This is a genomic window from Pseudomonas sp. AC112, assembly GCF_979253545.1.
Genome location: NZ_CEEDCM010000001.1, coordinates 6,379,158 through 6,400,640, shown reverse-complemented (window position 1 = coordinate 6,400,640; position 21,483 = coordinate 6,379,158). Strand labels below are relative to the sequence as shown.

Here is a 21,483-nt window from a genome sequence, read left to right as displayed (position 1 = left end):
GCTCGCTCCCACATTAGATCTCTGTCACATCGGATCGGTAGTGTCTGAAGCTCAGGCACCAGGCAACGCCAGCTGTGGATTGACGAAATCAAACGCCGCCAACTGAAACCCTTGCTCATCCACCTGCAACGCCCAGCCCTGCTTGTCCCAATCCCCCAGCACAATGCGCTTGGCCGCCTGGTCGCCAATCTGCAGCTTGTGAATGGCGGGGCGGTGGGTGTGGCCGTGGACCAGGGTGCGCACGCCAAACTGCTGCATCACGCGGGGCACTTCCTCGGGGGTTACATCGACGATGTCGTTGGCCTTCATGCGCGTCTGCGCACGGCTCTCACTGCGCAGCTTGCGTGCCAGTTTATGGCGCGTGCCCAGCGGCAGGTGCCGCAGGATAAACAACACAATCGGGTTACGCAGGATGCGCCGCAGCTTCATATAGCCGACGTCGCGGGTGCAGAGGCTGTCGCCGTGCATCAGCAGCACGGGCTCGCCATGGAGCTGCACGACACTCGGGTCCTTGAGCAAGGTGGCACCTGCGGCTTTGCAGAACGCCTTGCCGATCAGGAAATCGCGGTTGCCGTGCATGATGAAAATCGGGGTGCCGCTGTCGCTCAGCTCGCGCAGAGCCTTGCAGATCGAACGCTGGAAGGGGGTCATCCCATCGTCGCCAATCCAGGCTTCAAAGAAGTCCCCCAGAATGTACAACCCCTGGGCGCCATGAGCGCGGTGGTGAAGCAGATCCAGAAACGCCCGGGTGATGTCCGGGCGCTCCTCTTCCAGATGCAAATCTGAAATCAGCAATATCACCCAACGATCTCGGCTTTCTCGACGATCACGTCGTCTACCGGAACGTCCTGGTGACCGGCTTTACCGGTGGTCTGCACGCCTTTGATCTTGTCAACGACGTCCTGGCCTTCGGTCACTTTACCGAATACCGCGTAGCCCCAGCCCTGCACGTTCTTGCCGCTGTGGTTCAGGAAGGCATTGTCGGCGACGTTGATGAAGAACTGCGCGGAGGCCGAATGCGGCTCCATGGTACGGGCCATGGCGACGGTGTACTTGTCGTTGGAAAGGCCGTTGTCCGCTTCGTTCTGGATGCTTGGACGCTTGTCTTTCTTTTCTTTCATGCCAGGCTCGAAACCGCCGCCCTGGATCATGAAGTTGCCGATGACACGGTGGAAAACGGTGTTTTCGTAGTGGCCGGCGTTCACGTACTCGATGAAGTTGGCGACGGTGATCGGCGCTTTCTCGGCGTTCAGCTCGATGACGATGTCACCGTGGTTGGTGGTCAGTTTGACTTGAGTCATGTTCACTACTCTTTTCAGGGAATTCGTGGGTTTGGGTGCCTGGGCACCACGACCGGTATGGCGAAACTGCGGCCAAGGGGCGCAGTTTAGCGTGCCCGGCGGGAATTTCGAGGTGGTTTTTTACCGCCTATGCAATAAATGCTGCAGTTTTCGGTGCTGCCCTGTCAGGTGCTTGACAGCATCGGCTATGATATCGCCTTTGTTTTATCTGGCCTCACCCGGCCACGAACCTGTCTGTTCAAGGATCCTATGAGCAAGCCCACTGTCGACCCTACCTCGAATGCCAAGGCCGGACCTGCCGTCCCGGTCAATTTCCTGCGCCCGATCATCCAGGCGGACCTGGATTCGGGCAAGCACACGCAGATCGTCACCCGCTTCCCGCCAGAGCCCAACGGCTACCTGCACATCGGTCACGCCAAGTCGATCTGTGTGAACTTCGGCCTGGCCCAGGAGTTCGGTGGCGTCACGCACCTGCGTTTCGACGACACCAACCCGGCCAAGGAAGACCAGGAATACATCGACGCCATCGAAAGCGACATCAAGTGGCTGGGCTTCGAATGGTCCGGTGAAGTGCGCTATGCCTCGAAGTATTTCGACCAGTTGTTCGACTGGGCCGTCGAGCTGATCAAGGCCGGCAAGGCCTACGTCGACGACCTGACTCCGGAACAGGCCAAGGAATACCGTGGCACTCTGACCGAGCCGGGCAAGAACAGCCCGTTCCGCGATCGTTCGGTAGAAGAGAACCTCGACTGGTTCGCCCGCATGCGCGCCGGTGAGTTCCCGGACGGCGCCCGCGTTCTGCGCGCCAAGATCGACATGGCCTCGCCGAACATGAACCTGCGCGACCCGATCATGTACCGTATCCGCCACGCCCATCACCACCAGACGGGCGACAAGTGGTGCATCTACCCGAACTACGACTTCACCCACGGCCAGTCGGACGCCATCGAAGGCATCACCCACTCCATCTGCACCCTGGAGTTCGAAAGCCACCGTCCGCTGTACGAATGGTTCCTCGACAGCCTGCCGGTACCGGCGCACCCGCGTCAGTACGAGTTCAGCCGCCTGAACCTGAACTACACCATCACCAGCAAGCGCAAGCTCAAGCAACTGGTCGATGAAAAGCACGTACACGGTTGGGACGACCCGCGCATGTCGACGCTGTCGGGCTTCCGCCGCCGTGGCTACACACCGGCGTCGATCCGCAACTTCTGCGACATGGTCGGCACTAACCGTTCCGACGGCGTGGTCGACTTCGGCATGCTCGAATTCAGCATCCGCCAGGACTTGGACGCGAACGCCCCGCGCGCCATGTGCGTGCTGCGTCCGTTGAAAGTCGTGATCACCAACTACCCGGAAGACAAGGTCGACAATCTCGAACTGCCGCGTCATCCGCAGAAAGAAGAACTCGGTGTGCGCAAGCTGCCGTTCGCCCGTGAGATCTACATCGACCGCGATGACTTCATGGAAGAGCCGCCAAAGGGCTACAAGCGCCTGGAGCCGAACGGCGAAGTGCGCCTGCGCGGCAGCTATGTGATCCGTGCCGACGAAGCGATCAAGGACGCCGATGGCAACATCGTCGAACTGCGTTGCTCCTACGACCCGGAAACGCTGGGCAAGAACCCTGAAGGCCGCAAGGTCAAGGGCGTGATCCACTGGGTGCCAGCCGCGGCGAGCATCGAGTGCGAAGTGCGTTTGTACGATCGCCTGTTCCGCTCGCCGAACCCAGAAAAGGCCGAAGACAGCGCCAGCTTCCTCGACAACATCAACCCTGACTCCCTGCAAGTACTCACTGGTTGTCGTGCCGAGCCATCGCTTGGCGACGCACAGCCGGAAGACCGTTTCCAGTTCGAGCGCGAAGGTTACTTCTGCGCGGATATCAAGGACTCGAAACCAGGTCAGCCGGTATTCAACCGTACCGTGACCTTGCGTGATTCGTGGGGCCAGTGATTCTCTAAGGAAGCCGTTGTGCTAACGATCTACAACACACTCAGCAAGACCAAAGAAGTCTTCAAGCCGCTGGATGGCAACAAGGTGCGCATGTACGTGTGCGGCATGACCGTGTACGACTACTGCCACATCGGCCACGGCCGCAGCATGGTTGCCTTCGACCTGGTGACCCGCTGGTTGCGTTTCAGCGGCTATGACTTGACCTATGTGCGCAACATCACCGACATCGACGACAAGATCATCAACCGCGCCAATGAAAACGGCGAGTCGTTCGACGCGCTGACCGAGCGCATGATCGCCGCGATGCACGAGGACGAGGCCCGCCTCAATATCCTCAAGCCGGACATGGAACCGCGTGCCACGGACCACATCCCTGGCATGCACGCGATGATCCAGACCCTGATCGACAAGGGTTACGCCTACGCCCCAGGCAACGGCGACGTGTACTACCGCGTCGCCAAGTTCATGGGCTACGGCAAGCTGTCGCGCAAGAAAATCGAAGACCTGCGCATCGGTGCACGTATCGAAGTCGACGAAGCCAAGCAGGACCCGCTCGACTTCGTGCTGTGGAAAGCTACCAAGCCGGGCGAGCCAAGCTGGGAATCGCCATGGGGCGCCGGGCGTCCGGGCTGGCACATCGAATGCTCGGTGATGTCCACCTGCTGCCTGGGTGACACCTTCGACATTCATGGCGGCGGCAGCGACCTGGAGTTCCCGCACCACGAAAACGAAATCGCCCAGAGCGAGGCCGCCACCGGCAAGACTTACGCCAACGCCTGGATGCACTGCGGCATGATCCGCATCAATGGCGAGAAGATGTCCAAGTCCTTGAACAACTTCTTCACCATTCGCGACGTGCTGGCGAAGTACCATCCGGAAGTCGTGCGTTACCTGCTGGTGTCGAGCCACTACCGCAGCGCCATCAACTACTCGGAAGACAACCTCAAGGACGCCAAAGGCGCCCTGGAGCGTTTCTACCACGCGTTGAAAGGCCTGCCCGCCGTGGCACCGGCCGGCGGCGAAGCCTTCGTCGCACGGTTTACCGAAGTCATGAACGACGACTTCGGTACACCGGAAGCCTGCGCGGTGCTGTTCGAGATGGTGCGCGAGATCAACCGTTTGCGTGAGAGCGATCTCGACGCCGCGGCCGGCCTGGCGGCGCGCCTGAAAGAACTGGCCAGCGTGCTTGGGGTTCTGCAAATGAAGCCTGAAGATTTCCTGCAAGCCGGCGCCGAAGGGCGTGTGGATGCGGCTGAAGTGGATGCGTTGATCCAGGCGCGTCTGGCTGCGCGTGCCAATAAAGACTGGGCGGAATCCGACCGTATCCGTGACCAACTGACCGCGATGGGTGTGGTGTTGGAAGACGGGAAGGGCGGGACGACGTGGCGGTTGGCTGATCAGGCCTGATCGGTAAACGCTGAACGAAAAACGCCCCGACTGGTTCGGGGCGTTTTTTATTTTGCGTCTGAAAGTTTTTCAACCGACGAGTCCATAGTAGTTATGTTTTTTGCTCTGGCGCGAGAACACCTCTACCGTCGATAAATGATGGCTGCATGATATTGCAAGCCACAAACTTAAGGTGATAGGATCCAATCTTCCTGGCGACAGGCTGCCCGTCAGCGTGTCCCTCATCGCGTCACTATGTGATCTCTGGGTTGCCCGAATGTACACGTTATGTGTCATCGGTTTCCTTGTTGGTTGTAAAGCCATGCGCTAAGCGCTCGGTAAGCCAGGAATTCAGATGAGGTACGTAATCATGAAGAAATTCGATTACAGCCAAGCTCGAAAGCGTGTTGAGTTTGCTACCGCGGTCATCACTTTAGCTACGGCTATTGTGGAGTTCGCGAATGCAGTTCTGCCGCTTTTGGGCGTGGCTTTTAACTATTCTGAGCAGTTAGCTGATGCAAAACTCTCATAAATGGGTCAGTAGATTTAAGCTAAGATCCAAAACTTGAGTCTATGTCCCGACACCTGATACTTTGCGGGAAGGTAGGTTTTTAAAAAAGCTTATAGAGCTTAAGTGGTCCCCTCCAAGTAACTATTACCATCTAAAGCCGGGTGGTCATGTTGATGCAATTAAATATCATCTGGATGGAAGGTTTTTTATTCGTGCGGATCTAAAGAAATTTTTTAATAGTATTAATAGAAGTCGAATAACTCGTGAGTTAAAGCCTTATTTTGGTTATGACAAAGCTAGAGAAATTGCCATGGAGTCAACGGTGTCGATACCTGTTGAATCAGGGCAAGTGTTCGCACTTCCATTTGGCTTTGTGCAATCAACAATTATAGCCTCTTTATGTCTTCATAAGAGCGCGTTGGGTAAAGTACTACAGAAACTAAATAAAATCGAAGGTGTGAAAGTCAGTGTTTACGTAGACGATATTATTGTGTCTTCCCAATGCCTCGAAAAAGCTCATGCTGCGCTCGAAATGATACTGGGTAGTGCGGATAGATCCGGTCTGGTATTGAATGTTGATAAGCTGAAGGGGCCGTCAGAAGCCATAACGGCGTTCAATATCGACCTGTCTCCCAACTCGGTTTCGATAAATCAGCTTCGATTTAACGAGTTGCTATCGGATTATAGGGGGGCAGACAGCAGATACAAAAAGTGTGGGATTTGGGGGTATGTTAATTCGGTTAACTCTGCGCAAGCTGCGAGCTTGTGATATTCGAAAATCTAAAGGGCGGATCTAAAAATTTGATTTAGGCGCGCCCTATGTTTAACGCTATCTATCAAAATCGGTATTGTGTCGAGCTAAAGTTGTGTCGACCAACAGTTTTACTCCCTCCAGCATCCGGCAAATCCCTAGTGCCACGCTGCGAGGACTCCCGTCGATTTCAAACGCCAAATGGCTTGCCAGCGCTTGAACCGATGCAAGATCTTCCGACGCGTTGATCAGTAGCGTCTCGACGTCTAATCCTTCACGGACGGTAAACAAGCCATGATCCTCAGCAGATGGGGCTGGCTTTTCAGACGGGTTCAGGTAGTGATTTATTGCTCGATGAGCCGCAGTATGAAACGCGGCTGAGTCTGACGGCGGATTTGGACTGTCTTTGATCATGACGAAGCTCCTAGAGTATTGGAGTCACCACCCATCGCTGCGAAACGATAATCGGGTGGCAGCTGTACGCAGGTTCGCAGACCGGGACTCTAGGCACCCGGCATACCCGAAGGTATCCCGCGCACAGCCGCCATAACATCAGGCATAAAAAAGCGCCCTCGGTGTTGAGGTGAACGCTGTGCGTCTAGAGTTTAACCGGGCTGCGAAACCCGGTCGCTGAGTTTTCAGCGACCACCGAAGATTAGGTGGTCATTTTCCGAGCGACACCCCTAAAACGCTGTCGGAAATTTCCTTGCTGCGTTTACCCACCTGAAGTTTGCAATACCTGTGCTAGGTAGGGGGGCCTTGTACTGACTTTATAGGCGTTACTAGCTGCGTCGTTATAGATCGTCTCGTGGTACTTGCCGCCCTTGAAATGCAAAGCGACGCCATCATCGACCGCGTAGGCGGGTCGTATCCCCTCACGCTGAACAAGCTCGACAAACGACGTTTCCCTTCCTGCTTCTGAGCTGAAATGCGGACACAGTGCTCCTGGTAGCAAGCCCAGGCCGTGAACCAGCGCAAATACTCCTCCTGAATCGGAATGCCCGTGCTCGAACCAGCAAATGGCGCCTGCACTGACACCACACAGGACTTTGCCGTTTTCCCAGGCCCTCTTCAGATGGTCCACTACAGCAAATTCGCGCCAGATCGCCAACATGGCGCGGGTATTTCCGCCTGGTACGTAAATAATGTCGGCTTGCTCAAAGAGTGATGATACATGGTTGGCATTGGGGAAGGGTGAAATGAAAAATGCCAGCGTGGTTACACGGCAGCCAACGCTTTCATATTTGGCGGTGAAATCGGAAATCTTGATTCGGTCATCGCCATTGGCGGTGGAGATGTAGAGCACAGTAGGGTGCGTTTTGCCTGATGACGCGACGATGTGTTTATCGATACGCGTCATACGCTGCATGTCTTCGGTGGACTCGCCGCCGATAACAATAATGTGCTTAGTCATCCTGACCTCCTGTCCGTCTTGCGCGATATGAGTGTCTGCCGCCGCTATGAAGATTGCATCACTTGATACCGACTTTGAACAAAACCATTGTCCGACTCATGCGTGCCGATATGGCGAAGCTCAAGTTCTCGACTGATCTGGCTGAAGAGTGGGATCCCTTGCCCGAGTAAAACCGGGATACGCGTAATGATCAGCTCATCGATCAGGCCCGCTTCAAGAAACGCCTGGATCGTTTGGCCTCCGTCGATATAGAGGTGCTTCATGCCGCGCTCGGCTAACGTTGCCACGAGTGAGGTGACGTCTCCTGCCATGACCTCGACCTTGCCCTCCAGGTGCGCAGGGATCTGCAGAGGCTGGTGGGACAGCGCAATGACGGGCGTGCCCTCGTAGGGCCACTCGGGGAAGGACAAGATTTTCTCCAGGGTTTTGCGACCCATTACCAGTGCATCGACCGTGGCGATGAAGCGTTCATAGGTCACGCCGTTCAACTCGGCGGTTTCGTACTCTGGTCGGTGCAACCACTCGATATCACCGTCCGGGCGGGCAATAAAGCCGTCGATGCTGGTTGCGATAAAAACGGAACATTGGGTATCCATGGCGAAAACTCCTTTTAGTGCGCGTGGACGCTAATGTTAATTTAATCCTCGCGTGCAACAACCGGGCGTCTAAGAAACAGTCCTGATGCCCCTTTCCTGTCGTGCGAGGATGTATGCAAAGTTGGGTGATCCGTTACCGTTACGCAATCATTTTCTGGATGTGCTTCGGCGTTTTCCGTACATCCCTGGCCGACTGGAATCCCATTCCCTCTGGCTCCATGCGCCCGACCTTGATGGAGGGCGATGTGGTGTTGGTGAACCGGGTGGCCTACGACCTCAAGCTGCCGCTCACGGACATTTCCCTGGCCAAGCTCGATAACCCCCAACGTGGCGATGTGGTGACGTTTTCATCGCCCAAGGACGGCATGCGCCTGATCAAGCGCATCGTCGGCATACCCGGTGACACCCTGGAAATGAAAGATGAGGTGTTGTGGGTCAACGGCGTGCCTGCCACCTACAGTGACGCGCAGGACATCAGCGAACCCATCCTGCCCGGCCATACGGTGCCAGGAATCAAGCTGAACGAGCGGGCGGCCAACCGTCAGCGCACGGTGCAGTTCATGCCGACGGTGCGGGCAATGCGTAATTTCGGCCCGGTGGTGGTGCCGGCCGACAGCTATTTCATGCTGGGGGACAATCGCGATAACAGCGATGACTCACGGTATATCGGCGTTGTGCCACGCCGGCTGTTGATCGGGCGCGCGCACCATGTGCTGGCGTCGGCAGAAATCATGGATCACTGGATGCCACGCCTGAACAGGTTTGGCGCGCCGATCCTGTAAGGACAAGCCCCCATTACCCCTGTAGGAGCTGGCTTGCCAGCGATGGCGGCGTGTCCAATACAGTGACGGCGACTGACACGCCGCCATCGCAGTTCAGATTGAGCTCATGGTCTGTTCCTTCAAAGGACTGCACCTGGAAAAGGGAAGGGCCTAGCCGCCGGAAACCTGCGAAAGCTGTGTTAGATACGGAGGTGCCGTAGTGACGTCATAAGCACTCTTTTTCGCGTTGTTATGAATCGTCTCGTGGTATCTGCCGTTCTTGAAATGCAGGGCGACGCTATCATCGACCGCGTAGGCGGGCTGTACACCTTTGAGCCGGACAAGCTCAACAAACGAAGTTTCTCTTCCCGCCTCTGAACTGAAATGCGGACACAGCGCTCCAGGCAGAAAACCCAGGCCGGCAATCAGGGCGAACGCTCCCCCTGAATCGGAGTGCCCATACTCAAACCAGCAAATCGCCCCTGCACTGACCCCACACAGGACCTTGCCATTTTTCCATGCCTTTTCCAGAAGGCCCACTGCGCCAAATTCATGCCAGATAGCTAACATGGCGCGAGTATTCCCGCCTGCCACGTAGATGATGTCGGCTTGCTCAAACAACGATGAAACATGATCTGGGCAGGGAAAGGGTGGAATGAAAAATGCCAGCGTGCGCACGCGGCAACCAGCACTCTCATATTTGGCCGTGAAGTCGGCAATCTTTACACGGTCGTCGCCGTTGGCGGTGGAGATATAGAGAACCGTGGGTTGGACCTTGCCGGATGACGCGACGATATGTTCGTCGATGCGGGTCATGCGAGTCATGTCTTCGCTGGACTCGCCGCCTATGACAACGATATTTTTATCCATCGTGTTTTTTAACGCTGTATTAATTGAGATTGCGCACGGAGGAGTAGCGTGCCTAGCGTATCAATTGATTGCGTGGTAAGAGTCAAAATAGGTGAGTCCCAGTCATAGTCTTTGACGACCTTTATCTGGAAGTGGCCTTTTGCATCGAATGAAGGAAACCAACCTACATCGAGTAAGAAACCGTCCGGATACTCCACCTGAAGCATATCCTCCTTCAAGTTGTGTACTTGATCTTCAATCGCGGACTCCTCCAGCAAAGAAAGCTCATCATAGGTGATATTGCCGTGTATGAAGTCTAACGAGATCATTTGGTTAATCTCTTGAATTCTTGCTCAGAAATAGGATGGCCGTGAATGGTTTTTGCGCTTAATTCTATGCGTATCCAACGGCTCGGAGCCCCCTCGCTCGCGCCGATGCTTTCAGCATACTCCATCACTTTCCAAGGTTTGCCATTCGTCGTCATCCTTCCGTTTTTATAGGCTTCTCTCTCCAGGTTTTCAATATCTATCCCTGGCCGGTACTTGGCTGGACCAGATTTTGTCGTCGTCACGATATGTTTCCAAGACACTTTCTTTGAGGGACTGTGCTTATAGCCATGAGGCGTCCATTCAATATCTTCAGGGGAAGGAAGCGGTGGGTGACCTTCGTTGACGTTCGCGTTGCTCGGAGAGCTTTCAGGACTTTTAGCTGGATCACAGTTGCCAGGGCACTTGCTCAGCCCCAGTGGATCCACCCAACCCGTAGGATTAGGTACGTACTGGTAGGCGTTGATCCCACCCGCCAATTTCACCGGGTCTGGCGTGAGGTAACGACCAACATCCGGATTGTAGTAGCGATGGCGGTTGTAATGCAGCCCGCTTTCTTGATCGAAATACTGTCCCTGGAAGCGCAGCGGGTTGTCGACTTTTCCTATGTCGAGACGGCTGATTTCGCCATACGCGCGGTAATGCGCGGACCAGACGATTTCGCCATCCGGGGCGGTGAGTTCCTGCGGGGTGCCGAGGTGGTCGAGTTGGTAGTGGTAGGGCTTGGTTTCCTTTGGGCCGAAGCCTTCCAACAAGGCCAGCGGGCGGAAGCTGTCCGGTTCGTAGAGGTAGCTGCGGTGGCGGTTCGCGTGGTGCTCGGCGATGAGTTTGTCGCCTTGCCAGAAGAACTCAGTCGTGATGCCGTCGACGGTTTTGCTGATACGCCGCCCAAACGCGTCGTAGCGATAGCTCGCGGTTTGGCCGTTGGGCGTCTTAACGCCGATCAGCCGATGCTGGCAGTCGTAACGGTATTCGGTGACGAGTTGATGGCCTTTGCCGCGTCGTTCGCGGATGAGGTTGCCGAAGGCGTCGTAGTCGTAGTGGTGGTCGCCTTGGATCATCAGGCGGTTGCCGGCGACGATGTCGGGGCCGGGGCGGTCTTGCATGAGCAGGTTGCCGGCGGGGTCGTGGCCGAAGCGTTCTTGCTCGTCTTGGGTGTGGTCGGCGCGGGTGAGGCGGCTTAGGGGGTCGTAGTGGTAGCGGTGATCGCCTTTGCGGGTGTCGAGCAGACGGGTGAGGTTGCCGGATTTGTCGTAGTCGTAGTGGCGGCGGTATAGCGGGCCTTCGGCGTCGTTGATGCTCTGGTTGACCAGGCGTCCCTGGTGGTCGTGTTGGTAGTGGCTGAGCAGTTGGCCTTGTTGGCGTTGCTGTTCTTGGCCAGCTTTGTAGAGATGAGATGTAAGGATTTCACCGTTCAGTTCGACGGTGGCGAGGTGACCGCCTTTGTCGTGTTTGAAGGTGAGGCGGTTGTTGTCCGGCAGGCGTAGGTTTTGAAGGTGGCCGCAGGCGTCGTAGCCGTAGCGCAGGGTGCCCCAGCCTTGGTGTTCGGCGGTGAGGCGGTTTTGTGTGTCGTATTCGTAGGCCAACGCCCAGTGGCCGTCCTCGACGCTTAAGAGATTGCCTTGGCGGTCGTAGGCATAATCAACCAGGTTGCCATCAGGCAGGGTTTTTCGTACGAGCCGACCGGCATAATCGCGCTCGTAGCGGGTAACCAGCTGACTGCCGTCATCGCCGTGTTCGGTCTTTTCCTGCAGGTTGCCATTGAGGTCGTAGACGTAAGCCGTGCGCTGACCGTCAAACCCGGTTTCCTGCTGGATCAGGCCGTTGCTGTGGTACTGGAGTCGGTAGGTTTCGCCAACCTCGTTTTCGATCTCGGTCAGCAACAAACGCGCGTTGTCGTAACGGTATTTGACCTGGCTGCCATCAGCGTTGATGCGCCGGCTGATCAGGTGCAGGCCGTTGGCGTATTCGTAGCGGGTGACGTGCCCCAGTTCATCGTGCTCGGCGGTGATTTTTCCGTAGGGGTTGTAGCTGTATTCCCTGAACTCGCCGCCTGGCTGTACAACGCGAATCAACCGACCCACGCTGTCCCACTGATACTGGGTCAGCGTGCCATGCTCATCCTCCCGCGCAATTTGTCGCCCAAGATCGTCATAGCGATAGCGCTTAACGCCGCCATTCGGCAACTGCTCCTCAAGCAACTGACCACGCTCATTCCAAACCAGCCGATGACAGCTGTGATCGGGATACCAAACCTGCGTCAGTTGCCCGCGTTTGTTGTAGCTGTACTCAGTCGAATGGCCGTCAGGATCGGTCCTACGCGTAACGTCGCCCTGGTCATTACGCTCATATTTCCAAACCGCCTTATCCCGCCTTACAACCCGTACGAATCCATTGTCATGCTCGTAGGATGTTGGCTCATCATCCCCAGGAAACACCGCCACCAAACGTCCAGCTTCGTCGTACTGGTAGGCCGTGATCGCGCCCAGCGGATCCTGCTCAACCGTCAGCCGCCCGTTGTCATCGTAGGACTTAAAGTGCTCGGCCCCGTCCGGATCCACCCGTTGCACCAGCCGTGCGCGCTGATCGTGGACATAGACTTCCTGGCTACCATCGGCGTTAAACACCGTGACCTGCCCGTTGTCGTCCCATGCATACCGCGTGTCCATCTGCGAAAAGCTGGCCCAGTGGCGGACACACCGCGCCGCCTTGCCAGCCCGTTCCCACTCCCAGTAGAAACTCGCCCCACCGGCCAAGCCGCGCTCAAGAATGACGTGCTGATCGTCGTACCGATAAACCTCGCTTTCGCCGACAGCGTTAGTCGCTGAAATCAGTCGCCCAAGGTCGTCATAGGCGTAGGAAACAACCGTCTGTTCCGTCACCCAAACATACGGACCCTCGTCCACGATGCGTTGAACTTGGTAGTCCACCGCCACGATCCGGCCCGACGCGTAGCGCAACAACAGCGAGCGCCCCACACCGTTATCGAGCCGCTCAATGCGCCCCAGAAAATCCCGGGCAATACGCAGTCGGTTGTCATACGCGTCGCTGATCGCTGTCAGCACACCGTCGCGGAAGTGGTAGAAACGTGACGCCTGAGCCAGCACCAGTTCATCGGGCAACGACCCTAAATAGATCGCCGCTTCAGCCAGGCTATTGGTGATTGCGGGGCGAGAGATCGACGGCAAGGGCAGGGTGGTCGAGCGGTTTTCATGATCGGTCCACACCACCGAATCACCGGAAACACTCAGCCGATGCGCCAGTGAGTGACTCCAGCCAAACCCCAATCCGCAATCCATTTCCACCGCGCTGGTGCGGTACAACCGGGTCCACTCAAACGGCAACATCCCGTCCAGCGCCCCATCGGTGAGGGTCAGCAGTTCCTCGCCCGTGACCATCGACACCGGGCAGCCGTTAGTGGCGGTCTTGTCGGAAGAGGCGGCAGCATCCCCAGCCGGATTCTTCGCAACAGCCGGCGCATCATCCACATGTTCCTGGCGCACCAACACCGTCCGCTGGGACTTGTTCCGAGCCACCGGTACCGGGTTGGCAATCACCTGATCCCCAGCCTTCAATGGCGCATCCGGAATCGTCTTGATCGTTGTGGCCGGGCTACTGAGCAATATCGGCTTAGCCACCTCCGCGTGGTCATCCACACGAAACTTCCCGAAGTGCCCAGCCATGTGCTCCAACCACCTGCGCGCCCGCTGAGACTTGATGCCACCCAGCACCTTCGAACTCAAACGCACCGCCATCCCCATTCCTGCGGTGGCCAGGCACAGCAACAAATTGATCAATACTTCGGCGCTGACTTCCCCCAGCAACTCGTTCATATAAGGCGGCGGCAACATCCGCATCCAGCTGACCATCGCCGACACATAAATGAACAGCAGCGGCTCATCGCTCAGCACCAACAAGCCCTTCGCTAGGCTTTCGGTACCAAGCTTCAACAGCGTTTCAAATTCTTCCTGGGTCAGGTAATGCAGCAGCTTTTCGGCATACCCCAATGGGTCTAAAAACCACTGAAACATCTGCTTGATGTTTTCCCAGAGTGAATACAACGCTCCACCAAACCCGCGTGCGTACGCCTCCTGCAGCGAGAGATAGCGCTTGAGGAAGTTGGCTTCGGAATAACCTTTCCACAGCGGTTCAAACTTGGTGCTCCATTCCGCACGCAGTCACCCTTCCAACGGTGCGATAACCGCCTGATAAGAGGCGTACAGCGCCTTGAAGTGCTCTTTGGACACGTTGGGGTAGAAACTGACCCGGTACTGTTGGTTGCGATCACATTCCTTGATTTCGAGAATGCCGCTGGGACCGATGGTTTTATGGATGGGCTCCCCGAGTGGGCCACCCTTTGGGTCGATGCGCTGCACCATCACGGGCGTATTGCCAATGGGCACGAATCGAGAGCTCTGGAACATATGCACCAGAGTCAGCGTGCCATCCGCCTGGCAAGTTGCGGTGGTGGTACTGGGAAACAGGGAGCGGTTGATCGGCGCAACCAGCGCCACTTCATCCCCAACCTTGAAGACCTGCTCGATATCCAGCGCCGAAAAGCTGAAAAAGCTCTCAGCCCAGGCGTCGTAGTGATTTAGGCAGCGCTTGAAGTCGCTGATGACGGATTCGACGTCTCGCGTCTTTGAATCCAGGGCGGCCAGTACCAAAAAACCAATGGTTTGGCTGGTCACTTCGATCATGAGGCCGCCCCATTGACCGGGGGCCAAACAAATAATGCCATCTGCAATCCCTCGCACTGTGTATTCAGGCGAGGGACTTTGCAGAGGTCTTCAAGGGCGAAGAATAGAGGTTGTCCGGTGCTGATGTGGGAAGTTTCGGTAAACTGTGCGACCGCCGAAGATAGGGGTTTGACTCCCACCCAATCCTGACTTTAGATGTTTGCCACGACCAAACCCACGATGAAACCAGCGGTGATTAAAATGGATTGTATCTTCTGCAGCATTGTTCAAAAGACCTCCCCAGCGCACATTCTGTGGGAAGACGACCAGCATATGGCGTTTCTCTCGATCTTCCCTAACACCCCCGGTTTCAGCGTGGTAATCCCCAAGCAGCACTACGGCAGCTATGCGTTTGCGCAGTCGGATGAGGTGTTGGCCGGGCTTGCTATCGCCGCGAAGAAGACTGCGCAACAGATCGACCGCGCGTTTCCCGATGTGGCCCGTACGGGGATGATTCTTGAAGGGTATGGAGTGGATCATTTGCATGCGAAGCTGTTTCCCATGCACGGGACGGGCGGGGACAGTACCTTCAAGCCCATCAGCTCCAAGGTGGAGAAGTTCTTCGAAGCCTATGAGGGCTATATCTCGTCCCACGATTTTGTGCGGGCGGATGATGCCGAGCTAGCGGAGTTGGCGGCGCACATCAGATCATTTGTCTAATGCAAAACCAAATGTGGGAGCGGGCTTGCTCGCGAATGCGGTGGGTCAGTCGCTGATGTGCTGACTGAAAAACCGCATTCGCGAGCAAGCCCGCTCCCACATTTTTTACTGTGTTCGCTTGATGAATCAGCGGCGGCTGCTGACTTCGGCCGGCACATCATCACCGGCCATGCGCTTGCGGAACAGTGCAGTGCGGGCCAACAGCAACGTGGTCACTGGCACGGTGATCGACAACAAGATCGGTATCAACCACCCGTGCAACACCGGCCCGGACTTGAGCACCGAAAAATAAATGATCGACGCCAACGCCACACACCACGCCCCCAGCGTCGAAGCCAGTGCCGGCGGGTGCATGCGCTGGAAGAAGTCCTTCATGCGCAACAACCCGATCGCGCCGATCAACGCAAACACACTGCTGAGCACCAGCAGTACCGCGACGACGATTTCCATCCATAACGGCATCATTCAATCACCTCCCCACGCAGCAGGAATTTGGCCAGGGCAAACGAGCCCACGAAGCCGAACAGCGCGATCAACAGCGCCGCTTCAAAGTAGGTGTCACTGGCATAGCGAATGCCCAGCACCAGCATCATCAGCATCGCCAGGATGTACAGGTAGTCCAGCGCCAGTACCCTGTCTTGCGCCGACGGGCCCTTGAACAGGCGGATCAGCGTCAGCACCATGGCCAGGGAGAACAGGAACAGGCTGAACAGGATCGCATTGGAGAGCAGGGCGCTCATTCGAAGATCTCCATCAGGGGCCGTTCGTAGGCCTGTTTGAAGTGGGTGATAAACGTCGCCTCGTCATCCAGATCAAACACGTGCAGCAGCAAAATGCTGCGGTCCAGGGCCAGTTCCGACCAAACGGTGCCTGGGGTCACGCTGGTGATCATCGACAGTACGGCCAGGCCGTTGGGGTCGCGCAGGTCCAGGGGGATCTTGATAAAGCGCGAACGCGGGGGGCGCGAGCCGCAGGTCAGTACGCCCCAGGCCACGTGCAGATTGGAAATAATCACGTCGCGCCCGACCAGGAAAAACAGGCGGATGATCACCCCCGGGCGGCGGATACGGATCGCCAGCGGCCGCAACGGCGCCATCATCAGCGGTGCAAGAACGCCCAACAGCGCGCCCAGCAGCAGGTTGCCGGGGCTGACCGACAGGTTCAGCACCAGCCACAACACCCACAACGCCAGGGACAGCCACGGAGCAGGGAGCAATCGCTTCATGGTTGCACCTCCAGCGCGGCCGCCTGGGCTTCAGGGCTTGGCACTGGACGTGTCGCCATCACGGCCATCACATAGTGTTCCGGGTTATTCAGGCTGACGGCCGTGTCCTGGGTGTAGCGCATCAGCGGCTCGGCCTTGAACGTCAGCAGGATGCTGAGGCCGAGCAGGAAGAAGATCGGCAGGCACTCGTAACGACGCAGCAGTGGCGATGGACGCTCTTCCGGGGTCCAGAAGCGCTGGATGCCCAGGCGCGCGAAGGCGATCAACGACGCCAGGCCGGAAAGAATCAGCAACGCCACCAGGCCCCACGCGGCGGGACGAATCGGCTCGTCAACACTGACGCCCAGGCCCAGCGGATTGACCAGCGCACTCAACAGGCTGAGCTTGCCGATAAACCCGGAAAGCGGCGGCATGCCGATAATCAGCAGGGCGCAGGCGATAAAGCTCAGGCCCAGGAAGGCCATGGTCCAGGGAATCACCTGGCCGACCACGGCTTTCTGCTCGTCATCGAGGTTGACGCCAGGACGCGGATGCAGGGATTCCATGGCCTTGGGCAGCGCATCGATCTCTTCATCCAGCGGCAGGTCGTTGGCCGAGCGTGACCGCTCGATCAGTTCGGCCAGCAGGAACAGTGCGCTCAATGCCAGCGTCGAGCTGACCAGATAAAACAGCGCCCCAGCGGTGAGGCTCGGCTGGGCGAAACCCACGGCCGACAGCAGGATCCCGGCCGACACCAGGATGCTCAAGCTGGCCATGCGCTCCAGCCGCTGCGCCGCCACCATCGCCAGCGCCGCGCAGATGATGGTTGCCATGCCGCCGTATACCAGCCAGTCACCGCCAAACAGCGCCGAGGCACCGGCCTGGCCGGAAAACAGCAGGGTCCACAGGCGCAGCACGGTATACACGCCGACCTTGGTCATGATCGCGAACATCGCCGCCACCGGCGCACTCGCCGAGGAGTAGGCGGGGGCCAGCCAGAAGTTCAGCGGCCACATGCCGGCCTTGGCCAGGAATGCGGTCGCGAGGATGGCCGCACCGGCGTGCAACAGGCCGCGATCCGCCTCGGGCACCAGCGGGATTTTCAGCGCCAGGTCGGCGAAGTTCAGCGTACCGGTAACACCGTAAATCATCGCCGCGCCAATCAGGAACAGTGACGAGGCCAGCAGGTTGATCGCGATGTAATGCAGCCCCGAGGACACCCGCGCACGCCCGGAACCGTGCAGCATCAAGCCATAGGACGCCGCCAGCAGCACCTCGAAGAACACGAAGAGGTTGAACAGGTCGGCGGTGAGAAAGGCTCCGTACAGGCCCATCATCTGCACCTGGAACAACGCGTGGAAGCTGGTGCCCGCGCGGTCCCAGCGGGCCATGGCGAACAGTAGCGCGCTCACGCCGATGATCCCGGTGAGCACCAGCATCAGCGCCGACAATTGGTCGACCACCAGCACGATGCCAAACGGCACTTGCCAGTTGCCCGGCAGGTACACGCCGATCGAGCCGGGGCCGCCTTTTTGCGTCCAGTACAGCAGCAGGATGGCGATGCCCAGGCCGATCATGCTGGAGAACAGGTTGATACGCGCTTTCAGTGGCCGGTGCTTCTCGCCGAGCATCAGCATCAGGGCTGCGGTGAGCAACGGCAGCAGGATCGGCGCGACGATCAGTTGATTCATCCACGTCATTCCTTGGGCTCCCGGCCGTCCACATGGTCAGTGCCGGTCAGGCCCCGGGACGCCAGCAACACCACCAGGAACAGTGCGGTCATGGCGAAGCTGATCACAATGGCCGTGAGCACCAGCGCCTGGGGCAGTGGATCGGTGTAGTTGAGCAAGTCTTGCGGCACGCCGTCCTTGATGATCGGCTCCTTGCCGATAAACAGGCTGCCCATGCTGAAAATGAACAGGTTGACCCCGTATGACAGCAGGCACAGGCCCATCACTACCTGGAACGTCCGTGGCCGCAGGATCAGCCAGACGCCGGAGGCGGCCAGGACCCCAATGGCAATTGCGATGACTTCTTCCATCAGGCGGCTCCTTCCGTTGCGGCAACCACTTTGGCCTGGTTGCTCGGTTTATGGGCCCGCACGGACTGGTGACCGAGGGCGGTAAGCATCAGCAACGTCGAACCGACGACCATGGCGTACACGCCGACGTCGAAGAACAAGGCGCTGGCGACATGGATGTCGCCCAGCACCGGCAGGCTGAAATGCCAGGTATGGGTGGTCAGGAACGGATACCCGGCAAACAATGCACCGAGCCCGGTCAGCGTCGCCGAGAACAGGCCAAAGCCCATCCAGTGCATCGGTCGCAGGCTCATCTGCGCCTCGACCCACTGCGTGCCGGCAACCATGTATTGCAGGATAAACGCGACCGACATCACCAGGCCGGCGACAAACCCGCCGCCCGGTTGGTTGTGGCCGCGCATGAACAGGTAGAACGACACCACCAGCGCTATCGGCAGCAGCAGGCGCACCAGCACCGCCGGCACCATCATGAAGCCCAGGGCGGTGTCGCTGGCCTGGCGCGGGTTGACCAGGTCGGTGGCCACGTCCGGCGCCAACTGGCGCTGTTGCGCGGGCAGTTGCATGCTTTCCTTGGATGGGCGGAAGCGCCGCAGCAGGGCGTAGACCGTCAGCGCCACGGCGCCAAGCACGGTGATCTCGCCCAGGGTGTCGAAGCCACGGAAATCCACCAGCATCACGTTCACCACATTGCTGCCGCCGCCTTCGGGCAGGGCGCGGCTTAAATAGAACGAGGAAATGTCGTTGGGTGTCTGGCGGGTCAGCATCGCGTAGGACAGCAGCGCCATGCCGCCACCCACCACCGTGGACAACAGGAAGTCACGCAAGCGACGGATGCGAGCCTTGCGCAGCGAGCTGGGCAGTGGCGAGACTTCTTCGATCCGCCGTGGCAGCCAACGCAGGCCCAGCAGGATCAGCACGGTGGTCACCACTTCGACCACCAGTTGGGTCAGCGCCAGGTCCGGCGCCGAGAACCACACAAAGGTGATGCAGGTCATCAGGCCGCACACGCTGACCATGGTCAGGGCTGCCAACCGGTGATACTTGGCTTGCCAGGCGGCGCCGAGGGCACAGGCAATCGCCAGCAGCCACAGGGTCACGAACACGATGGAACCGGGGATCTTCGGTCGGTCGCCCCAGCTGAGGCCGCTGTTGAGCATCGGGATCATGCCGCCGATCACCGCCACCAATACCAGCAGGAACAGTTGCGTCTGCAGGCGCTTGGTGCTGATGCGTTTCTCGATCTTGCGCACACCGCGCATCATCACTACCAGGCTGCGCTCGAAACCGCGCTTGCCGTTGAAGTAGCTGATCACCGGCGGGTATTTGAAGCGGCCACGCTTGAGTTGCTTGCGCAACAGCAGGTACAGCACCACGCCGCCGGACATGGCCACCAGGCTCATGATCATCGGCGCGTTCCAGCCGTGCCAGATCGCCAGGCTGTACTCCGGCAGCACACCGCCCACTACCGGCAGCGCGGCGGCGGCGAGGATCGAGCCGACCACCTGGGCCGGGAAGATGCCCACCAGCAGGCAGGTGAACACCAGCAGCTCGACCGGCGCACGCATCCAGCGCGGCGGTTCGTGGGGCGTGTGCGGCAGGTTGGTTGCGGTAGGGCCGAAGAACACGTCGACGGTGAAGCGCAGTGCGTAGGCCACGCTGAACGTACCGGCGATGGTCGCGATCAACGGCAGGGCGAACTCCACCCAGGCGGTCGAGGTGATGAACACGGTTTCGGCGAAGAACATCTCTTTGGACAGGAAGCCGTTGAGCAACGGTACGCCCGCCATGGACGCACTGGCCACCATCGCCAGGGTCGCGGTAAACGGGATCAAACGCACCAGCCCGCTGAGCTTGCGGATATCCCGCGTGCCGCTTTCGTGGTCGATGATGCCTGCGGCCATGAACAGCGAGGCCTTGAATGTGGCGTGGTTAAGGATATGGAATACGGCTGCGACGGCAGCCAGCGGGCTGTTCAGGCCAAGCAATAAGGTGATCAGCCCGAGGTGGCTGATGGTGGAGTAGGCCAGCAGGCCCTTGAGATCATTCTGGAACATGGCGCAGTAAGCGCCGAGGAGGAGGGTGAGAGCGCCGGCACCGCCGACGATCCAGAACCATTCTTCGCTACCGGACAGCGACGGCCACAGGCGGGCCAGCAGGAACACGCCGGCCTTCACCATCGTCGCCGAATGCAGGTACGCCGACACCGGCGTGGGCGCCGCCATCGCGTGGGGCAGCCAGAAGTGGAAGGGGAACTGGGCGCTTTTGCTCAAGGCGCCGATCAGTACCAGGGCCAGCATGACCGGGTACAGCGCGTGCGCGCGAATCTGATCGCCCGCTGCCAGCACCCGATCCAGGTCGTAGCTGCCGACGATATGCCCCAGCAACATCACGCCCGCCAGCAGGCACAAGCCGCCCGCACCGGTAACCATCAACGCCATATAGGCGCCACGCCGTGCATCGGCGCGGTGGTGCCAGTAGCCGATCAGCAGGAACGAGAACAGGCTGGTCAGTTCCCAGAAGAACACGATCTGGACCAGGTTGCCGGAGATCACCAGCCCGAGCATGGCGCCCATGAAGGCCAGGAAAAACGCGAAGAAGCGCGGCACCGGGTCATCCGGCGACATGTAGTAGCGCGCATACAGCGACACCAGTGTGCCGATACCCAGCACCAGCATCGAGAACAGCCAGGCAAACCCGTCCATGCGCAACACGAAGTTCAGCCCAAGGCTGGGCAACCACATGAATTCTTCGCGGATCACGCCACCGTGGGCGATCTGGGGGTAGAGCAGGGCGACTTGAACGGTACCGACCAGGGCCACAAGGCCAGCCAGCAGGGATTCGGTGTTACGTGCATTGTGCGGCAGCAAGGCCGCCAGACAGCTGCCAATAAACGGCAGAAGCAGTAGAACTATCAGGGACATAGGCTTCTAATCTGCGGGAGTTTGGGATGCATCATACGTGCCGCTTTAACGATCACCAAACGGCAACATGTGG

The 21,483-nt window shown here is 58.3% G+C and carries 21 protein-coding genes; 6 read left to right on the top strand and 15 right to left on the bottom strand.

Annotated features, from left to right (window positions below; translation table 11 throughout):
* Window positions 1-51 precede the first annotated feature (51 nt).
* The gene (lpxH, locus tag AC0IYN_RS29420) at window positions 52-801 is read right to left on the bottom strand and encodes a UDP-2,3-diacylglucosamine diphosphatase (protein ID WP_471844554.1); all 750 of its coding nucleotides are present in this window, start codon (window positions 799-801) and stop codon (window positions 52-54) included.
* Window positions 798-1,301 (bottom strand): peptidylprolyl isomerase, encoded by a 504-nt coding sequence (locus AC0IYN_RS29415; RefSeq protein WP_078049226.1) that lies wholly within the window; start codon window positions 1,299-1,301, stop codon window positions 798-800. Before AC0IYN_RS29415 ends, lpxH begins: the two co-directional genes overlap by 4 nt.
* A 249-nt stretch (window positions 1,302-1,550) precedes the next feature.
* On the opposite strand from AC0IYN_RS29415, the gene AC0IYN_RS29410 reads away from it, so the two are divergent.
* The 4 genes from AC0IYN_RS29410 (at window position 1,551) to AC0IYN_RS29395 (ending at window position 5,917) form a co-directional block, all read left to right on the top strand.
* The gene (locus AC0IYN_RS29410) at window positions 1,551-3,251 is read left to right on the top strand and encodes a glutamine--tRNA ligase/YqeY domain fusion protein (protein ID WP_406599806.1); all 1,701 of its coding nucleotides are present in this window, start codon (window positions 1,551-1,553) and stop codon (window positions 3,249-3,251) included.
* 18 nt (window positions 3,252-3,269) lie between these two features.
* Entirely contained in the window at window positions 3,270-4,658 is a 1,389-nt protein-coding gene (gene cysS / locus AC0IYN_RS29405; protein WP_458374995.1) for a cysteine--tRNA ligase, read from the top strand.
* Between the two features lie 349 nt (window positions 4,659-5,007).
* Entirely contained in the window at window positions 5,008-5,169 is a 162-nt protein-coding gene (locus AC0IYN_RS29400) for a hypothetical protein (protein ID WP_471844551.1), read from the top strand.
* Between the two features lie 61 nt (window positions 5,170-5,230).
* On the top strand, window positions 5,231-5,917 hold the full coding sequence (locus tag AC0IYN_RS29395; RefSeq protein WP_471844549.1) for a reverse transcriptase domain-containing protein: 687 nt from the start codon (window positions 5,231-5,233) through the stop codon (window positions 5,915-5,917).
* A gap of 60 nt (window positions 5,918-5,977) precedes the next feature.
* Here the strand turns inward: AC0IYN_RS29395 and AC0IYN_RS29390 are convergent, their stop codons facing one another.
* The 3 genes from AC0IYN_RS29390 to AC0IYN_RS29380 all read right to left on the bottom strand — a co-directional run bounded on the left by AC0IYN_RS29390 (window position 5,978) and on the right by AC0IYN_RS29380 (window position 7,909).
* Entirely contained in the window at window positions 5,978-6,313 is a 336-nt protein-coding gene (locus AC0IYN_RS29390) for a DUF6124 family protein (RefSeq protein WP_471844547.1), read from the bottom strand.
* Window positions 6,314-6,614: 301 nt separating this feature from the next.
* The gene (locus tag AC0IYN_RS29385) at window positions 6,615-7,313 is read right to left on the bottom strand and encodes a Type 1 glutamine amidotransferase-like domain-containing protein (protein WP_471844545.1); all 699 of its coding nucleotides are present in this window, start codon (window positions 7,311-7,313) and stop codon (window positions 6,615-6,617) included.
* A 44-nt stretch (window positions 7,314-7,357) separates the two neighbouring features.
* Window positions 7,358-7,909 (bottom strand): dihydrofolate reductase family protein, encoded by a 552-nt coding sequence (locus AC0IYN_RS29380; protein WP_471844543.1) that lies wholly within the window; start codon window positions 7,907-7,909, stop codon window positions 7,358-7,360.
* A gap of 113 nt (window positions 7,910-8,022) precedes the next feature.
* On the opposite strand from AC0IYN_RS29380, the gene lepB reads away from it, so the two are divergent.
* A complete protein-coding gene (gene lepB / locus AC0IYN_RS29375) occupies window positions 8,023-8,691 on the top strand; it encodes a signal peptidase I (protein ID WP_471844541.1) in 669 nt (222 codons plus the stop codon).
* 150 nt (window positions 8,692-8,841) lie between these two features.
* Here the strand turns inward: lepB and AC0IYN_RS29370 are convergent, their stop codons facing one another.
* The 4 genes from AC0IYN_RS29370 to AC0IYN_RS29355 form a co-directional block, all read right to left on the bottom strand.
* Window positions 8,842-9,540, bottom strand: a complete 699-nt coding sequence (locus tag AC0IYN_RS29370; RefSeq protein ID WP_457240411.1) for a Type 1 glutamine amidotransferase-like domain-containing protein — start codon at window positions 9,538-9,540, stop codon at window positions 8,842-8,844.
* A gap of 8 nt (window positions 9,541-9,548) precedes the next feature.
* A complete protein-coding gene (locus AC0IYN_RS29365) occupies window positions 9,549-9,848 on the bottom strand; it encodes a hypothetical protein (RefSeq protein WP_406599811.1) in 300 nt (99 codons plus the stop codon).
* Window positions 9,845-13,906: an RHS repeat-associated core domain-containing protein gene (locus AC0IYN_RS29360; protein WP_471844538.1), complete on the bottom strand. Its 4,062-nt coding sequence runs from the start codon at window positions 13,904-13,906 to the stop codon at window positions 9,845-9,847. The genes AC0IYN_RS29365 and AC0IYN_RS29360 overlap by 4 nt, the downstream gene beginning before the upstream one ends.
* Window positions 13,907-14,023: 117 nt before the next feature.
* On the bottom strand, window positions 14,024-14,545 hold the full coding sequence (locus AC0IYN_RS29355; RefSeq protein WP_471844536.1) for a hypothetical protein: 522 nt from the start codon (window positions 14,543-14,545) through the stop codon (window positions 14,024-14,026).
* A 240-nt stretch (window positions 14,546-14,785) separates the two neighbouring features.
* On the opposite strand from AC0IYN_RS29355, the gene AC0IYN_RS29350 reads away from it, so the two are divergent.
* Window positions 14,786-15,244 (top strand): HIT family protein, encoded by a 459-nt coding sequence (locus AC0IYN_RS29350; protein ID WP_457240578.1) that lies wholly within the window; start codon window positions 14,786-14,788, stop codon window positions 15,242-15,244.
* A 126-nt stretch (window positions 15,245-15,370) separates the two neighbouring features.
* Here AC0IYN_RS29350 and AC0IYN_RS29345 read toward each other — a convergent pair whose 3' ends face one another.
* The 6 genes from AC0IYN_RS29345 to AC0IYN_RS29320 are packed head-to-tail and all read right to left on the bottom strand — an operon-like array spanning window position 15,371 to window position 21,410.
* On the bottom strand, window positions 15,371-15,709 hold the full coding sequence (locus AC0IYN_RS29345; protein WP_028616866.1) for a Na+/H+ antiporter subunit G: 339 nt from the start codon (window positions 15,707-15,709) through the stop codon (window positions 15,371-15,373).
* Window positions 15,706-15,984, bottom strand: a complete 279-nt coding sequence (locus AC0IYN_RS29340; RefSeq protein ID WP_005789171.1) for a K+/H+ antiporter subunit F — start codon at window positions 15,982-15,984, stop codon at window positions 15,706-15,708. Before AC0IYN_RS29340 ends, AC0IYN_RS29345 begins: the two co-directional genes overlap by 4 nt.
* Entirely contained in the window at window positions 15,981-16,469 is a 489-nt protein-coding gene (locus tag AC0IYN_RS29335; RefSeq protein WP_406599837.1) for a Na+/H+ antiporter subunit E, read from the bottom strand. Before AC0IYN_RS29335 ends, AC0IYN_RS29340 begins: the two co-directional genes overlap by 4 nt.
* Window positions 16,466-18,148 (bottom strand): monovalent cation/H+ antiporter subunit D, encoded by a 1,683-nt coding sequence (locus tag AC0IYN_RS29330; RefSeq protein ID WP_406599838.1) that lies wholly within the window; start codon window positions 18,146-18,148, stop codon window positions 16,466-16,468. Before AC0IYN_RS29330 ends, AC0IYN_RS29335 begins: the two co-directional genes overlap by 4 nt.
* Window positions 18,145-18,489, bottom strand: coding sequence for a Na+/H+ antiporter subunit C (locus tag AC0IYN_RS29325; RefSeq protein WP_003192163.1), 345 nt, complete (start codon window positions 18,487-18,489; stop codon window positions 18,145-18,147). The genes AC0IYN_RS29330 and AC0IYN_RS29325 overlap by 4 nt, the downstream gene beginning before the upstream one ends.
* Window positions 18,489-21,410 (bottom strand): monovalent cation/H+ antiporter subunit A, encoded by a 2,922-nt coding sequence (locus AC0IYN_RS29320; RefSeq protein ID WP_471844531.1) that lies wholly within the window; start codon window positions 21,408-21,410, stop codon window positions 18,489-18,491. Before AC0IYN_RS29320 ends, AC0IYN_RS29325 begins: the two co-directional genes overlap by 1 nt.
* Window positions 21,411-21,483: the final 73 nt, after the last annotated feature.

Coding starts and splice junctions, on each gene's coding strand:
- AC0IYN_RS29325 (WP_003192163.1), bottom strand. CDS start 18,489: ATGGAAGAAGTCATCGCAATTGCCATTGGGGTCCTGGCCGCCTCCGGC.
- AC0IYN_RS29415 (WP_078049226.1), bottom strand. CDS start 1,301: ATGACTCAAGTCAAACTGACCACCAACCACGGTGACATCGTCATCGAG.
- AC0IYN_RS29380 (WP_471844543.1), bottom strand. CDS start 7,909: ATGGATACCCAATGTTCCGTTTTTATCGCAACCAGCATCGACGGCTTT.
- AC0IYN_RS29385 (WP_471844545.1), bottom strand. CDS start 7,313: ATGACTAAGCACATTATTGTTATCGGCGGCGAGTCCACCGAAGACATG.
- AC0IYN_RS29370 (WP_457240411.1), bottom strand. CDS start 9,540: ATGGATAAAAATATCGTTGTCATAGGCGGCGAGTCCAGCGAAGACATG.
- lepB (WP_471844541.1), top strand. CDS start 8,023: ATGCAAAGTTGGGTGATCCGTTACCGTTACGCAATCATTTTCTGGATG.
- AC0IYN_RS29400 (WP_471844551.1), top strand. CDS start 5,008: ATGAAGAAATTCGATTACAGCCAAGCTCGAAAGCGTGTTGAGTTTGCT.
- AC0IYN_RS29320 (WP_471844531.1), bottom strand. CDS start 21,410: ATGTCCCTGATAGTTCTACTGCTTCTGCCGTTTATTGGCAGCTGTCTG.
- AC0IYN_RS29340 (WP_005789171.1), bottom strand. CDS start 15,984: ATGAGCGCCCTGCTCTCCAATGCGATCCTGTTCAGCCTGTTCCTGTTC.
- AC0IYN_RS29365 (WP_406599811.1), bottom strand. CDS start 9,848: ATGATCTCGTTAGACTTCATACACGGCAATATCACCTATGATGAGCTT.
- AC0IYN_RS29335 (WP_406599837.1), bottom strand. CDS start 16,469: ATGAAGCGATTGCTCCCTGCTCCGTGGCTGTCCCTGGCGTTGTGGGTG.
- AC0IYN_RS29330 (WP_406599838.1), bottom strand. CDS start 18,148: ATGACGTGGATGAATCAACTGATCGTCGCGCCGATCCTGCTGCCGTTG.
- AC0IYN_RS29350 (WP_457240578.1), top strand. CDS start 14,786: ATGGATTGTATCTTCTGCAGCATTGTTCAAAAGACCTCCCCAGCGCAC.
- AC0IYN_RS29410 (WP_406599806.1), top strand. CDS start 1,551: ATGAGCAAGCCCACTGTCGACCCTACCTCGAATGCCAAGGCCGGACCT.
- AC0IYN_RS29390 (WP_471844547.1), bottom strand. CDS start 6,313: ATGATCAAAGACAGTCCAAATCCGCCGTCAGACTCAGCCGCGTTTCAT.
- AC0IYN_RS29345 (WP_028616866.1), bottom strand. CDS start 15,709: ATGATGCCGTTATGGATGGAAATCGTCGTCGCGGTACTGCTGGTGCTC.
- AC0IYN_RS29355 (WP_471844536.1), bottom strand. CDS start 14,545: ATGATCGAAGTGACCAGCCAAACCATTGGTTTTTTGGTACTGGCCGCC.